The sequence below is a fragment of the Thalassovita litoralis genome (genome assembly GCF_900182725.1).
Lineage (GTDB): Bacteria > Pseudomonadota > Alphaproteobacteria > Rhodobacterales > Rhodobacteraceae > Thalassobius > Thalassobius litoralis.
Genome location: NZ_FXTO01000009.1, coordinates 57238 through 71155, shown reverse-complemented (window position 1 = coordinate 71155; position 13918 = coordinate 57238). Strand labels below are relative to the sequence as shown.

Below are 13918 nucleotides of genomic sequence, written 5' to 3'. Positions count from 1 at the left end.
CGGATATGAAGGTACTCGTACCTGTTAAACGTGTGATCGACTATAACGTGAAGGTCCGTGTGAAAGCGGATGGAAGCGGTGTCGATCTCGCCAACGTCAAAATGTCGATGAACCCGTTCGACGAAATCGCAGTCGAAGAAGCGATCCGGCTGAAAGAAGCCGGGAAAGCCGATGAGATTGTGGTTGTGTCCATCGGCGTGAAACAGGCGCAGGAAACGCTGCGCACGGCGCTGGCGATGGGTGCGGACCGCGCCATTCTGGTTGTGGCTGCCGATGACGTACATCAGGACATCGAGCCGCTAGCCGTTGCGAAAATCCTGGCCAAAGTGGCCGAGGAAGAGCAGCCGGGCCTGATCATCGCCGGGAAACAGGCGATCGACAACGACATGAACGCCACGGGTCAGATGCTGTCGGCACTGCTGGGCTGGAGCCAGGCAACCTTTGCCTCCGAAGTGGGTGTGGACGGCGACAGCGCCACCGTAACCCGCGAAGTGGACGGCGGCCTGCAAACCATCAAGGTGAAGATGCCCGCCATCATCACCGCCGACCTGCGCCTGAACGAACCGCGCTATGCGTCGCTGCCCAACATCATGAAAGCCAAGAAAAAGCCGCTGGATGAAAAAACCGCCGCCGATTACGGCGTCGATGTCACCCCGCGTCTGGAAGTCGTGAAAACCGCAGAACCCGCCGCACGTTCGGCTGGTGAAATGGTTGGCTCGGTCGACGAACTGGTCGCCAAGCTGAAAGAAAAGGGGATCGTGTAATGGCTGTTCTTCTTCTTGCAGAAGTTTCGGGCGGTGAACTGGCGCTGGACGCCACCGCGAAAGCTGTCACCGCAGGCAAAGCACTGGGCGAAGTGACCGTTCTGGTCGCCGGTCCTGCCGCTGCCGCAGATGCCGCCGCCAAAATCGACGGCGTGTCCAAGGTTCTGGTGGCTGACGATGCCGCCTATGCCAATGGTCTGGCCGAGCCGGTCGCCGATCTGGTTGTTTCGCTGGCTGGCGACTACGAACATATCGTGGCCCCGTCGACCGCATCGGCCAAAAACATCCTGCCGCGCGTTGCTGCGCTGCTGGACGTGATGGTTCTGTCGGACGTGACCGCCGTTGTGGACGGTTCGACGTTCGAGCGCCCGATCTATGCGGGCAACGCCATGCAGACGGTGAAATCGAATGACCCCAAAAAGGTTCTGACGGTTCGGACCTCGACCTTTGACGCCGCTGGCGAAGGTGGCTCTGCCGCTGTCGAAGCTGCCGCAGCCGCTGCCAACCCCGGCCTGTCCGAATGGGTTGAAGACAAAGTTGCCGCAAGCGACCGCCCCGAGCTGACCTCGGCCAAGGTGGTTGTGTCCGGTGGCCGTGGCGTGGGTTCGGAAGAAAACTTTGCCATTATCGAAGCTCTGGCCGACAAGCTGGGCGCTGCTGTTGGCGCATCGCGTGCCGCAGTGGATTCGGGCTTTGCCCCGAACGACTGGCAGGTGGGTCAGACCGGCAAGGTCGTGGCACCGGAACTGTACATCGCCGTCGGTATCTCGGGTGCGATTCAGCACTTGGCCGGGATGAAAGATTCCAAGGTCATCGTCGCAATCAACAAAGACGAAGAAGCACCGATCTTCCAAGTCGCCGATTACGGTCTGGTTGCCGACCTGTTCGAAGCAGTCCCGGATCTGACCGGCAAACTGTAAGCGCCCGACGGACGCAACAAGATACAGAAAGGCCCGCCAGTGGCGGGCCTTTTATTTTGCCCTGAGCGACAGAAAGACCCCGCTCAGCACAACCGCGGCAGCCAGCAGCACATTGGGGTCCGGCCATTCAGCCAGCAGCAGCGCCCCGCCAATCATGGCAATCACCGGCACTGAAAGCTGCGCCACTGCGGCACGCCCCGCCCCTAAAGCAGGCAACAGGCTGTACCACAGCGCATAACCCAGACCGGACGTAACCGCGCCAGACAGAACCGCCAGCCCGATACCTGTTGCGGTGGCGGGGGCCGCCTCTCCTCCGGCTGAGTGCCATAGTCCCAGTAAGCCCCCCACCGGCACAGCCAGCAGGAAATTGGCGGCAGTCGTCCCCAAGGCATCCCCGGCCCCACGACCAGCCAGTGAATAAATACCCCAGCCCACACCAGCGAAAACCATCATACCGCCCTGCGCAAATGGCACCTCCGCGCCTGCGCCTGGCCACAGCAACCAGACCAATCCCGCAAAGGCCACCAAAGCCCCCAGCCAGCGCATCAGCGGCAGGGTATCGCGCTGCCAAAGTGCCCCCGCGAACATGGTGATTTGCACCGTGCCAAACAGGATCAGCGCCCCCATCCCCGCGTCCAGCGCAACATAGGCACCGGAAAACCCATATATGTACAACACCAAGGACGACACACCGGCCACACGTCCCCGCCCCGCCCCGCCAGCGTAATGCCCCCGCGCAGGGCCAGCACCAGCACGCCCAGCATCGCCGCGCCGGAAACCAGCCGGATCGTGCCAAAGGCCACGGGGTCCATACCTGCCTGCGCCAGCCCCATCCGGTTCAGTACAGAATTCGCCGCGAAGGCGACCATCGTCAGCGTCGTCAGAAGAATGAGTCTCATGCCGCCATCGTGGCACGCGGCACGAAAAAGAAAAGGCCCACCAAAGGCGGGCCTTTCCGAAATCCGATGTTCGGCAGATTACATCATGCCGCCCATGCCGCCCATGTCGGGCATACCGCCTGCGGGGGCGTCTTTTTGCGGCTTGTCGGCCACCATTGCTTCGGTGGTGATCAGCAGGCCAGCAACCGATGCCGCATCTTCCAGCGCGGTACGGGTTACTTTGGCGGGGTCGATCACGCCGAATTTGAACATGTCGCCATATTCTTCGGTCTGAGCGTTGAAGCCAAAGGCCAGATCGGTCGATTCACGGACTTTGCCCGCAACAACCGCACCGTCCACACCGGCGTTTTCAGCGATCTGACGCAGCGGCGCTTCCAGTGCGCGGCGCACGATGGCGATACCGGCGTTCTGGTCGCTGTTGATGCCTTCCAGACCATCCAGCGATTTGCCTGCCTGAACCAGAGCCACACCGCCGCCAACGACGATACCTTCCTGCACGGCTGCGCGGGTCGCGTTCAGAGCATCGTCCACACGGTCTTTGCGCTCTTTCACTTCGACTTCGGTCATGCCGCCGACTTTGATCACGGCAACACCGCCAGCCAGTTTGGCCACGCGCTCTTGCAGCTTTTCACGGTCGTAATCGCTGGAGGTTTCTTCGATCTGGGTACGGATTTGAGCCACGCGTGCTTCGATCTCGGCCTTTTCGCCTGCGCCGTCAACGATGGTGGTTTCGTCTTTGGTGATCGAAATCTTCTTGGCGGTGCCAAGCATGTCCATGGTGACGCTTTCCAGCTTCATGCCCAGATCTTCGCTGATGACCTGACCGCCGGTCAGGATCGCGATGTCTTGCAGCATGGCCTTACGGCGATCACCAAAGCCCGGTGCTTTCACGGCTGCGATTTTCAGACCGCCGCGCAGTTTGTTGACAACCAAGGTTGCCAGCGCTTCGCCTTCAACGTCTTCCGCGATGATCAGCAGCGGTTTTTGCGACTGGATCACCGATTCCAACAGCGGAACCATCGGTTGCAGCGACGACAGTTTCTTTTCGTGCAGCAGGATCATGCAGTCTTCCAGATCTGCAATCATCTTGTCGGGGTTGGTCACGAAGTAGGGCGACAGGTAGCCACGGTCGAACTGCATCCCTTCGACAACAACGGTCTCGGTTTCCAGACCTTTGTTTTCTTCGACGGTGATCACACCTTCGTTGCCGACTTTCTGCATTGCGTCCGCGATCTGACGACCGATTTCGCTTTCGCCGTTCGCCGAAATGGTGCCGACTTGGGCGACTTCGTCGCTGTCGTTCACGGGGCGCGCTGCGGCTTTGATTGCGTCAACGACTTTGGCGGTTGCCAGGTCGATACCGCGCTTCAGGTCCATCGGGTTCATGCCCGCTGCAACCGACTTCATGCCTTCTTTGACGATGGCTTGGGCCAGAACGGTTGCGGTGGTGGTGCCGTCACCGGCTTCGTCATTGGTGCGGCTGGCGACTTCTTTCACCATCTGCGCGCCCATGTTTTCGAACTTGTCTTCCAGTTCGATTTCCTTGGCAACCGAAACACCGTCTTTGGTGATGCGGGGCGCGCCAAAAGATTTGTCCAGAACCACGTTCCGGCCTTTCGGGCCAAGCGTCACTTTCACAGCATCAGCCAGAATGTTGACGCCTTTCAGCATCTTGTTGCGGGCTTCGGTATCGAATTTTACGTCCTTAGCAGCCATATTGCTTGCTCCTGTATCCTAGAATTTCAGCGTCGACGATCAGGACAGAATGCCCATGATGTCGGATTCTTTCATGATCAGCAGCTCTTCGCCGTCGATGGTGACTTCGGTGCCGGACCATTTGCCGAACAGGATTTTGTCGCCTTCTTTGACGTCCATTGCGATGCGATCACCGTCATCGTCTTTTGCGCCTGCGCCAACTGCAACAACCAGACCTTCGGCCGGTTTTTCTTTTGCGCTGTCGGGGATGATCAGACCACCCTTGGTCTTTTCGTCGCTTTCCACGCGGCGAACCAGCACGCGGTCATGAAGCGGTGTAAATGCCATCTCTGAGGCTCCTTGGCTCAAAGTTATCCTGGCCCCCTTCTCATTAAGCGGGGCCGTTAGCACTCACCCTAGTCGAGTGCTAACGGCGCATAGCTAAGGAGCGGAAATGCACGAGTCAACCGATTGGCACAAACTTCTGGCTGATTTTTTTCGCCGCACCGCAGCGCCCGCTTCAGAGTGTCCCGATTTCCAGATAGCTTTCCAGCCGTGCATCCGGGGCTTTGCGCAGCGTATCGTGTACTTTGGCCAGACTGTCGAACACACAAAGCCCGGTAGACAACCCATCCGCCAACGCCGCGGTCGGGGCGCTGACGGATACCTGAACCGCCGCAACCGCCGCCCGTGGATCGGGCGATAGAATATGCCCTTGCCTGCCGTCCGCATCCAGCACGGTCCCAAAACTTGCCGACGTTGCGATTGCGCGGTTGTTCAGGAATAGCTTCTGATCCGTCCGGTCAATCCGAACCGGCCAGCCAGCGCCGGTATCGGACGGTCCCATTGCCAGAATTTCGCCGGTATTGATCAAAACATCCTGCACCCCGGCCCGTTGCATCAGATCGGCCACCCGATCCGCAATATAGCCCTGCGCAATACCATTCAGGGTCAACGCCTGTCCGGGCGCCAGTTCGATAGCCGACGCATCGAACCGCACCCGATCAAATCCAATGGCGGATCGGGCCTGTGTCAGGTCCTTGGCGGTGGGGGAACGCCCTGCGGAATAAGACTGCGCCATAGCGGCCCATAACGGCTGGATGCTGGGATCAAACGCGCCTTCGGTGATCCTGTGAACATCCCGTGCAACAGCAAGGCATTCCAACAGTTCAAATGATGGCGCTTCCAATCGGCCAGCGGCGTTCAGCCGGGATAGCTCGGATCCGGATTTATACAGGCTGAACACACGTTCCAGCCGCGCAATCTCGGCCATTGCAGCGCGGGTGATATCCTTGGCGTTTGGGTGGTCCAGAATGATCTGGGCATGGGCGCCAAGGGCAGTTCCCTGCCATTGATAGGCACGTGCAGGCAGGGCCGCGCCCAAACAGGCAGCCGATGCAAGCGTCAGAAAACGGCGACGGGTGGGTTTCATACTCAGTTCCCCTTGTATTGGCCGAGCGCACGCAAGCGGTTCGACATATCTGATGAAGGTGCCGGGGCGATGTCGGTGGGCAATGTGGCGCTCAGCGCCATTGCTGGCGTGATCTCCTCGAACCGGCGCATCATGCCGCCGTGCCGGTCGATAAAGGCCAGCGCCCCTGCGGCATCGGAAAACGGCACAAATTCAGGCGCATCCATACCGCCCCGCGCGGTTGACCCGATGACATAGATCGCCTCTTGGGCGGTGATCCATTTGCCGGGCGCATCCCATGTGGCCCCTGACATGTCCTGAACATAGGTGACTGTCACGGCATGGCTTTGTTCGGGCATATGTAAATACGCCACCGCGTCCCGTACCTGGCTGAAAAACAGCGGGGCGGGCATACCATCCAGATGAATTTGCCCTTTGGGACCGTCATGTTCCAACAGCCCCATCTGACAATAGAACCCGGCAGCCTCGGCTGTGATTTCGACCGGCGCAGGACGTTGCGCCACGTCCTCTTTGCAGGCGGTCAAGGCAAGTAAAGCAAGGACAAGAAAAGAGGTTTTCATGGCTGCACCCTTTGAAATGACAGGCGGGCAATGATGGCGGCCAGCACGGGCCATGCCAGCAGCGCCAGCAGCGGTTTCCAGATGGCAATCGACCCGGCTGCCCCCGACAGCCCCGAGGCCGCATCCACTGCCCCCGAAGCGGCAAGGTTGAAAATACGGAAGGCATCCGCCGGGTTCAGCACCAGCGCCCACGGGAACACCTGCGTGGTAAACGCCCCGCCATCATCCGCCACGACAGCGGCCAGCAGGCCCAGATCGTACAGCACGATAGCCACCAGCCACAGCCCAATCGCCATTGCCGCCGCCCCCGAAGGACGCCGCGCAAGGCAGGACATCGCATGGCCCAGCGACAGGAACACCGCCCCCAACAGGACCGAAGTCCAGACCAGCCGCCACAATGCGCCCAGCCCCGCTGTGGCGTCCATGCCGCCACGGGCAAAGGCCATGATCGCCGCCGCGCCATAGCCCGCCAGCACGGCCAGCACGATCACCACCAATTGCGCGAGCAGTTTGCCCACCAGCAATTCGGTCCGTGACAGTGGATAGGCCAGATGCAGCGGCAGCGTGCCGCGCTCGACTTCGCCCGCGATGGCGTCGAATGAAATCAGCAGGGCAATCAGCGGCACCAGATAGACCGCCAGCGAAATCAGGCTGGCCACGATCACCGATAGCGGATCAATCGACAACCCACCCGAAGGCGCGGCCCCCGCCGCCGACAGGACCAGCGAAAACAGCACCATCATTGCCGCGCCAACAGCGACCCAGCGGTTGCGCAGGGCGATGGCAAATTCAATACTGGCAGTGGACAGAATACGGGACAGCATCACGCGGCCCTCCGGCTGATATGGGAATACAGATCGTCAAGCGATGCCGGTTGCAGATCGAAATCCGCCACCAGATGACGGTTGGCCGCGATCCGTTCCAGCAGCGCCAGCTTGTCACTTGGGGCGCAATGCAGGAACAGCGCATTGCCCTGCGGTTCGGCCTCGGGGAAGGCGGCGGCCAGCACGGCGCCCTGCCCCTCGGCAGGCAGGATATGGACCGTCAGGGGCAAGTCCGCTTCGCCGCGCAATTGCGCCAACGGCCCTTCGGCGACCATCTTGCCACCCGACAGGATCACGATACGATCGGTACGGGCCTCTAGCTCGGATAGCGCGTGCGACGATAGCAAAATCGCCGTCCCCTGCGCGGCCAGTTCATCCAACAGCGCGTAAAATTCACGACGCGACACCGGGTCCAACCCCGAGGTCGGTTCGTCCAGTATCATCAGGCGCGGCGCGCCGATCAGGGCTTGGGCCAATCCAACCCGCTGCCGCATCCCCTTGGAATAAGTGCCAATGCGGCGGCGTGCGGCATCAGCCAGCCCGACCTTTTCCAACAGCGCGTCAGCCTTGCTGGCAGGTTGCCCCCGCAGGCGCAGGTAGTGACGGATTTGTTCCCGCGCGGTTAGCGCCGGGTGAAAGGCCGCGTTTTCCGGCAGATAGGCCGTCAGTGACCGCGCCACGGACGATCCCGGCGCATGGCCTGCAATATCCACCGCGCCCCCGTCGGCATGGATCAGGCCAAGGATCAGCTTCATCATCGTGGATTTCCCGGCCCCGTTATGGCCCAGCAGGGCCACCCGTTCACCAGCGGAAATGGTCAGCGATACATCATCCAGCACGGTCCGCGTGCCATAGCGTTTAGTCAGATGCGAGAGGGTCAGAATCGTCATCATGCTCTCCTTTTGCCCACAGCGGATCAGCTTGGGCTAACATTTGAAACGGTTGCGGAATGTCCGGCACCGGCGCACCCGTCAGCGGGTGACTGTCCACCACGCCCCCGGTGCGGGCGGCGGGGAATTGTGCCTGGCTCCAGCGGACCAGTTGCACGGCAGGCGCACCCAGCAGCAGCTTGGCCGCCGGTTGCGACCACAGGATATGGTCCATCAGGTCATTGGGCCGGTACGGGCTGTCGGCACGGGCATCGCCATCCAGATCGAACCCCGGATGATCGGACCAGTAATTCCCCCGTCCTTCAAAGCTCCATTCGACATCACGGGTGCCAACATATTTGACCTGCGTCTGATTGCCGATAAAGGCATTCCCGGTGATCGTGTTGCGTTCAGACCCGGCAGTGAAATGCACCCCGATCCCGCAACCGTGGAACGTATTGTCCGCCAACAGGTTACGGTGCGAGTTATAGACAAAGGCGCATTTTTCCGTCCCCCCCGTCACGAAATTGGCGAAAATATCGGACTGGTTGGTATAGTTCAGCATCACCCCATGATCGCGGTCATTGATCGAGATATTATCCCGCGCCACGATCCGGTCAGAATACATCATCGCAAAGCCAAGGTGATTCCCGATCGAAACATTTCCCTGCACGGTGCTGTCATTGGTGTACATGTAATGCACCGCAAAGCGCAGGTCGCGGAACAGGTTTCCGCGATAGGTATTGTGGCGCGAGGTGTTGGAAAAAATCCCGTCGCGGCCATAGCGGATTTCGTTTTCTTCCACCACGGCCCCCGGCGCGTTCCAGACATATACGCCGTTGCCCCGGTCATTCATTCGGCGCAGGCGTAGCCCTTCGATCCGGTTGCCCTTGACCAACGCATCGCGGGCGCCGTGGACATCGACCCCCACCAGATTGCCCAGAATGTCGTTATCCAGAACACGGGCATCGCGGGCCTTTTTCGTCAGTTTTACACCAGCATCAATTTCATCATGTGACCGGCCGGAATTGGTGACGGTCAGACGGCGGATCGTGACACCGGCAGCATCTACCGTGATCACGGACCCGGTGCCGCCCCCGTCCACCACAGCGCCGTCTTCACCGATCAACGACAGGCGGTGGCGGATGTGCAACGGGCCGGCATGCCGCCCCGCTGCAAGGATCAGCTCGTCCCCGTCCGTGGCCCGCGCCAGCGCATCGGCCAGCGCACCGGGTTCGGCAGGAACGCGGAACTGGTCGGCCCATGCGGGCAACGCCGACAGGCACAGGGCCAACAAGACAGGGACAAAGCGTTTCATCAGGCTTTCGGCTCCACGAACATACGGCCACGCATTTCCATGTGCAGCGCGTGGCAGAACCACTGGCAATAGTACCAGTAAACGCCGGGCTTCGCTGCGGTGAACGTGACCGAGGCGGTCGCCTGCGGGGCAACTTCCATCGCAACGCCGTGGTTGTTCAGCGTAAAGCCGTGGGTCAGGTCGTCGATGTCATCAAGGTTGGTCACATAGACCGTGACCTCGTTACCTTCCTGAACGGTGAAGCTTTCAAGGCTGAATTCGGGCGCCTGAGAGGACATGTAGACCCGGACCTTGTTGCCGTCGCGGATCACCGTGTCCTGATAATCGTCCAGATCCACGCCATCGGCTTCGGCCTGTGCGCGGGCATCGGCCCACATCGGATCATGCCGGTCCCAAACCGATTTCGGGTTCACAACCGAACGGTGAACGATGATGCTGTCATGCGGTTCCGCAAAGGTGGGGCCGTCGTGCATCAGCGTCAGTTCGGTGCCATCAATGGCGAACAACTGTTCGTTTTCAGGCTTCAGCGGACCCACATTCAGGAAGCGGTCCTTCGAGAACTTGTTCATCGAGATGTAGAACTTGCCATCCGCGTCCAGCGTTTCCCCCATCGAGGTCGAGTTGTGGCCCGGCTGGTAATGCACGTCTTTTTTGGTGCGGATCGGATCGACCTTTTCACCGTTATAGGCGCGCACGGCGTCTTCGATGTTCCACATCACCACCTGGCTGTCCAGGAACAGCGTGGTCAGGGCGTTGCCCTTGCCGTCGAAACAGGTGTGAAGCGGCCCAAGCCCCAGTTCCGGTTCTGCCACAACCGCCGAACGCGGGTCCACGTCGCTTTCAAACAGGGCGTCCAGCTTGCGCACGTCGATCACCGAAACGGTGGGCGACAGTTTCCCGTTGATGCACAGGTGGATCTTGTCGGGGGCCATGTTTACGCCGTGGGGCGAGTTCGGGATCGGGATGTAACGGGTGTATTTCTTGTTCTTGCCTTTGCGGCCATCCAGAACCTTCACGCCGTTCAGTTCGATAAAGTCACCCGCAGCGATACCGGCTTCGATTTCCTTGATGTTGAACACGACGACGTGGTCCATCTCGGCTTCCATCATCTCGGCCAGGTTCATACCCATTTCCGAGTTGTACGAGGTCGAGAAGGCATATTTGCCGTCATAGTCGCAGTCGGTGTTATCAAGGTTGCCCGAGACCATCACCTGCCATGCAATCGTCATCTCGTCAGCGTTGATGGCGGTGTAGAAGTTGACGTATTGCGACGGATCGTCAAGGATTTTGCCGTCATTGACCATCGGCACTTCGTCTTCGCCATTGGCAAAGACATAGTTGGTGCGCGGCCATTTCTGCGGGCGCAGACCGTGGATGGCCTTGGCGTTGGGGATGTCGATGATTTTATCGGCTTTCATCACGTCACAGCGCACGCGGGCAACGCGGGTGTTGGCCTTGTCGTTCATGAACAGGAAGCGGCCGTCATATTTGCCCTCGGTAAAGGACATGTGGACGTGGTGCAGGTCGCCGTTGTCGTGGACTTCTTTGCCCTGCGCGGCCAGATATTCCTTGGTCTGGGGCATCATATCCTGTTTCAGGATTTTCAGGCTTTCGTTGGTCGACCCCCAGCCCGTCGCCGAGCAGCGGTTGAACACCGGCACGCGCATCAGTTCGCGCATGGACGGGATGCCAAGGATGCGCATCTCGCCGCTTTGGCCCGACGACCAGAAGCCATAATATTCGTCCAGTTCGCCCGGTGCGGGGGTGGCGTGGCCGGTGGCTGCGCTGGCCGCGGTGGCGCTGGCAGCAGCAAGGGCCGCGGTACCCCCCATCAGGCCCAGACGGCCCCCAGCGGACCCCATCAGCGCGGCGCCGGTGGCGGTGGCCCCCATAAAGCCGCGACGGCTCAGGCCTTTCTTCAGTTGGTCAGACATTTTTAGTCTCCTCTGTCTTACCCTTGATATTGGGATGATTGGCGACCGCCCGTGCATGTGCCGGGGACAGGTCGGGTTGGGATACCTTCTCGCGCCGCTTCAGCTTGCGGATCACGACAGGGCATTTCGCGTCGGACTGGTACAGCACCTGGCAGTGCATACAGTTCAGACATTCATTGGGATTGATTTCGCCGGTGGGGTGGATGGCCCCGACCATGCATTCATTGGCGCAGGTCTGGCACGGGCTGCCGCATTCCTTGTAGCGCTTCAGCCAGTCAAACATGCGCAACCGCGCCGGGATCGCCAGTGCCGCGCCCAGCGGACACAGGTAGCGGCAATAAAACCGTTCCACGAACAGCCCCGCAATCACCAGCGCCCCGGCATAAGCCACGAAAGGCCACGCGCGGATAAAGTTCAGCACAATCGCGGTCTTGAACGGTTCAACTTCGGCCAGATGCTCGGCCTGTTCGATGGAATACAGCGACACCCCGAACAGCCCCAGGAAGATCATGTATTTCACCGCCCACAGCCGTTCATGCAGGCCCCACGGCAGTTTCACCTGCGGCACGCCCAGTTTACGCGCGATGTGGTTGGTCAGCTCTTGCAGCGCGCCAAACGGACACAGCCAGCCGCAATACGCCCCCCGCCCCCAGAACAGCAGCGCCGCCGCAACCGAGAACCACAGGATAAAGGTCAGCGGGTCCAGCAGGAACGCCTGCCAGCTAAAATCAGTGGTCAGCGCCCCGAACAGGGCCATCAGGTTGACCACCGAAAGCTGCGCATTGGCAAACCAGCCAAGGAAAACCAGCGTCACCGTCAAGAAGCTGTAGCGGAAGATTTTAACCCGCAGTTCCGACCGCGTCAGTTGCATCTGGAAGAAGAACGCAAGCGTCAGGATCGCCAGCATCGAGGCCAGAACCGTGATCTCAATGGTATTGTCGTTCCAGATTTTCCGCCACAGCGCACTTTGGGCGTCTGCTTCGCTTTGCGTTTCTGCGGCGGCCACGGGCTGCACGGCAACGGGCGTCAGGAACGGCTTGGGTAGCTGATAGCCAAGGTCAAAAGTGGTGAACACCTTTTCAATCGCAGCCACGTCGCGTTGCACCAGCAGTTGCAGGCGGAACGGTTTGGTCGGATCAAACCCGGTATCGGCGGGAATACGGAACAGATCGCGTTCGGTGAACTCGGGCGCATCGTCCAGCGCAACCGGCCCCATGCGGCGGTGCATCCGGTCGCGGAAGCGCACCGACACGTCATTCTGGATCAGCACGATCCGGTCAAAGATCCCGCCGCGCACATAGCCCGACCCTTTGAAGGAATACAAACCACGGCCCAGAACCGCGATGGCATGGTCGCCCGGTTCCAGCCATGCCTGAAGGTTGGTATTTTCCGCCTCGCCCAGAACGGCCTGTCCGATGCCCGGCACCGATACCAGCGCCGTTTGCATGTCAATGAAGGTGGTTTCCGGCGCTTCGGTCAGGGCGCGTTCGGCGGCGCGGGGATCGTCCACCTGCTCGAACGCGGCATTGACCTGCCCCACGTCCAACGCCAACCGCCGCACGGTGCCGTCGCCTTCCATTTGCATCCACGATCCCGGAACCGGAGAGGGATCGGCGATTTCAAACTTTGGCCCGGTATCCACTTCGGGGGACAGACCGCCCAGCCCCAGCGCACGGGCCACTTTTAGACCTGAACGAATAATGCTGTCGTCGATCACCATGATGGTGACGGTCGCGCCGCTGATGATATCCAGATCGTGCCCCGACCCACCGGCCTGTGCTTCGGCCACAAGGGACAGACCGCGATATTCTTCCATCATCCCGCGAATTTTGCTTTCGGGGATACCGATCAGAACGATTGGTTCGGAATGTTTGACAAGCGATACACCAAGGATATTGGCGTCCTTATCAAGGGCCACCATGGTGTGAATGGGTTTACCGGAATAGCCGGTGGTGCCTACGAAATCAGAGGTGATAAACACCGTCCCGATTTCCTGCCCCCCTTTCAGAATGGGGGCCGTGGGTACGTCTTGCCGGATAGCGCCGAAAGCGTCTGCCCCTTCAACCAGTTCCGCCGGATCAACCTTTGGCAGGAACCGGGACAGGACAGACCCAGAGGATTGAGCCTGAGCCGACGCGGCGGTGATCAGCAGACCAAACACCAGCACAAGAGAGGCAAATAAGCGGGTCAGGCGACGTGCAGATGGGGAAAACAAGGTCATCATGTCCACAATATTTCGTTAAGGGATGGGGGGCCGCGTGACGGATTTTCCACGCGAGCCGTCAGCCGGACCGGGCGATCCTGCGGAACGTGATAGGACACGAGGCTGAAGCCGCGGACAGAGAAACCGGAAACCGGCACGAATGCGGCAATGGTGGGCAGGTTACAGTCGGCGCAATGCAGGCATTGTTCGCTGGATGGCGATACCGGCGTACCATTCCGGTCCAGCATCACGGTTTCGGCACCCTCGCTGCCGCAGATGACAATCGTTTCCAACCCCACCGACGCAATGGCGTGGGTGGTGCGTAAAAAACCGCTTGTACCTGCCGTGAGTACCAGACTCACGACAAGAACAAGGGCTGACAGTTGGAACGCTAGACGTGTCATGCCCGCAGCAATACGAGTCAGGGCGCGGCACCTCCTTGACGAAAGTCAACGGTCTGCCAAAGACACCCAAGCAAACCAAAAATTTGCCCATCCAAA

Annotated in this window: 14 protein-coding genes; 2 read left to right on the top strand and 12 right to left on the bottom strand. The window is 60.2% G+C overall.

Annotation, left to right across the window (positions count from 1 at the left end; all coding sequences use genetic code 11):
* Positions 1–5: 5 nt before the first annotated feature.
* Together FN828_RS09315 and FN828_RS09310 are read left to right on the top strand one after the other, a co-directional pair.
* Positions 6–764 (top strand): electron transfer flavoprotein subunit beta/FixA family protein, encoded by a 759-nt coding sequence (locus tag FN828_RS09315; RefSeq protein ID WP_142493127.1) that lies wholly within the window; start codon positions 6–8, stop codon positions 762–764.
* Positions 764–1684, top strand: coding sequence for an electron transfer flavoprotein subunit alpha/FixB family protein (locus tag FN828_RS09310; protein WP_142493126.1), 921 nt, complete (start codon positions 764–766; stop codon positions 1682–1684). Before FN828_RS09315 ends, FN828_RS09310 begins: the two co-directional genes overlap by 1 nt.
* A 51-nt stretch (positions 1685–1735) precedes the next feature.
* Here FN828_RS09310 and FN828_RS09305 read toward each other — a convergent pair whose 3' ends face one another.
* The 12 genes from FN828_RS09305 to FN828_RS09255 all read right to left on the bottom strand — a co-directional run bounded on the left by FN828_RS09305 (position 1736) and on the right by FN828_RS09255 (position 13822).
* Positions 1736–2362 carry a DMT family transporter gene (locus FN828_RS09305; RefSeq protein WP_328592208.1) on the bottom strand — a complete coding sequence of 209 codons (627 nt, stop codon included), beginning with the start codon at positions 2360–2362 and terminating at the stop codon, positions 1736–1738.
* The gene (locus FN828_RS21050; protein WP_328592207.1) at positions 2299–2583 is read right to left on the bottom strand and encodes a hypothetical protein; all 285 of its coding nucleotides are present in this window, start codon (positions 2581–2583) and stop codon (positions 2299–2301) included. Before FN828_RS21050 ends, FN828_RS09305 begins: the two co-directional genes overlap by 64 nt.
* A 78-nt stretch (positions 2584–2661) precedes the next feature.
* On the bottom strand, positions 2662–4299 hold the full coding sequence (groL, locus tag FN828_RS09300) for a chaperonin GroEL (RefSeq protein ID WP_142493125.1): 1638 nt from the start codon (positions 4297–4299) through the stop codon (positions 2662–2664).
* A gap of 39 nt (positions 4300–4338) precedes the next feature.
* Positions 4339–4626, bottom strand: a complete 288-nt coding sequence (locus FN828_RS09295; RefSeq protein WP_142493124.1) for a co-chaperone GroES — start codon at positions 4624–4626, stop codon at positions 4339–4341.
* Between the two features lie 172 nt (positions 4627–4798).
* Positions 4799–5710, bottom strand: a complete 912-nt coding sequence (locus FN828_RS09290) for an FAD:protein FMN transferase (RefSeq protein ID WP_142493123.1) — start codon at positions 5708–5710, stop codon at positions 4799–4801.
* A 2-nt stretch (positions 5711–5712) separates the two neighbouring features.
* Complete coding sequence (locus FN828_RS09285; protein ID WP_142493122.1) at positions 5713–6270, bottom strand: nitrous oxide reductase accessory protein NosL; 558 nt, start codon at positions 6268–6270, stop codon at positions 5713–5715.
* Entirely contained in the window at positions 6267–7094 is an 828-nt protein-coding gene (locus tag FN828_RS09280) for an ABC transporter permease (RefSeq protein WP_142493121.1), read from the bottom strand. The genes FN828_RS09285 and FN828_RS09280 overlap by 4 nt, the downstream gene beginning before the upstream one ends.
* Positions 7094–7987, bottom strand: coding sequence for an ABC transporter ATP-binding protein (locus tag FN828_RS09275; RefSeq protein ID WP_408033799.1), 894 nt, complete (start codon positions 7985–7987; stop codon positions 7094–7096). The genes FN828_RS09280 and FN828_RS09275 overlap by 1 nt, the downstream gene beginning before the upstream one ends.
* Positions 7953–9281 carry a nitrous oxide reductase family maturation protein NosD gene (locus FN828_RS09270; protein ID WP_142493119.1) on the bottom strand — a complete coding sequence of 443 codons (1329 nt, stop codon included), beginning with the start codon at positions 9279–9281 and terminating at the stop codon, positions 7953–7955. The genes FN828_RS09275 and FN828_RS09270 overlap by 35 nt, the downstream gene beginning before the upstream one ends.
* Positions 9281–11215: a TAT-dependent nitrous-oxide reductase gene (gene nosZ / locus FN828_RS09265; protein ID WP_142493118.1), complete on the bottom strand. Its 1935-nt coding sequence runs from the start codon at positions 11213–11215 to the stop codon at positions 9281–9283. The genes FN828_RS09270 and nosZ overlap by 1 nt, the downstream gene beginning before the upstream one ends.
* Complete coding sequence (locus tag FN828_RS09260) at positions 11208–13439, bottom strand: NosR/NirI family protein (protein WP_142493117.1); 2232 nt, start codon at positions 13437–13439, stop codon at positions 11208–11210. The genes nosZ and FN828_RS09260 overlap by 8 nt, the downstream gene beginning before the upstream one ends.
* Positions 13436–13822 carry a hypothetical protein gene (locus FN828_RS09255; RefSeq protein WP_142493116.1) on the bottom strand — a complete coding sequence of 129 codons (387 nt, stop codon included), beginning with the start codon at positions 13820–13822 and terminating at the stop codon, positions 13436–13438. The genes FN828_RS09260 and FN828_RS09255 overlap by 4 nt, the downstream gene beginning before the upstream one ends.
* Between the last annotated feature and the right edge of the window lie 96 nt (positions 13823–13918).

Coding starts and splice junctions, on each gene's coding strand:
- FN828_RS09275 (WP_408033799.1), bottom strand. CDS start 7,987: ATGATGACGATTCTGACCCTCTCGCATCTGACTAAACGCTATGGCACG.
- FN828_RS09270 (WP_142493119.1), bottom strand. CDS start 9,281: ATGAAACGCTTTGTCCCTGTCTTGTTGGCCCTGTGCCTGTCGGCGTTG.
- FN828_RS09295 (WP_142493124.1), bottom strand. CDS start 4,626: ATGGCATTTACACCGCTTCATGACCGCGTGCTGGTTCGCCGCGTGGAA.
- FN828_RS09315 (WP_142493127.1), top strand. CDS start 6: ATGAAGGTACTCGTACCTGTTAAACGTGTGATCGACTATAACGTGAAG.
- nosZ (WP_142493118.1), bottom strand. CDS start 11,215: ATGTCTGACCAACTGAAGAAAGGCCTGAGCCGTCGCGGCTTTATGGGG.
- FN828_RS09310 (WP_142493126.1), top strand. CDS start 764: ATGGCTGTTCTTCTTCTTGCAGAAGTTTCGGGCGGTGAACTGGCGCTG.
- FN828_RS09255 (WP_142493116.1), bottom strand. CDS start 13,822: ATGACACGTCTAGCGTTCCAACTGTCAGCCCTTGTTCTTGTCGTGAGT.
- FN828_RS21050 (WP_328592207.1), bottom strand. CDS start 2,583: ATGAGACTCATTCTTCTGACGACGCTGACGATGGTCGCCTTCGCGGCG.
- FN828_RS09285 (WP_142493122.1), bottom strand. CDS start 6,270: ATGAAAACCTCTTTTCTTGTCCTTGCTTTACTTGCCTTGACCGCCTGC.
- FN828_RS09260 (WP_142493117.1), bottom strand. CDS start 13,439: ATGATGACCTTGTTTTCCCCATCTGCACGTCGCCTGACCCGCTTATTT.
- FN828_RS09280 (WP_142493121.1), bottom strand. CDS start 7,094: ATGCTGTCCCGTATTCTGTCCACTGCCAGTATTGAATTTGCCATCGCC.
- FN828_RS09290 (WP_142493123.1), bottom strand. CDS start 5,710: ATGAAACCCACCCGTCGCCGTTTTCTGACGCTTGCATCGGCTGCCTGT.
- groL (WP_142493125.1), bottom strand. CDS start 4,299: ATGGCTGCTAAGGACGTAAAATTCGATACCGAAGCCCGCAACAAGATG.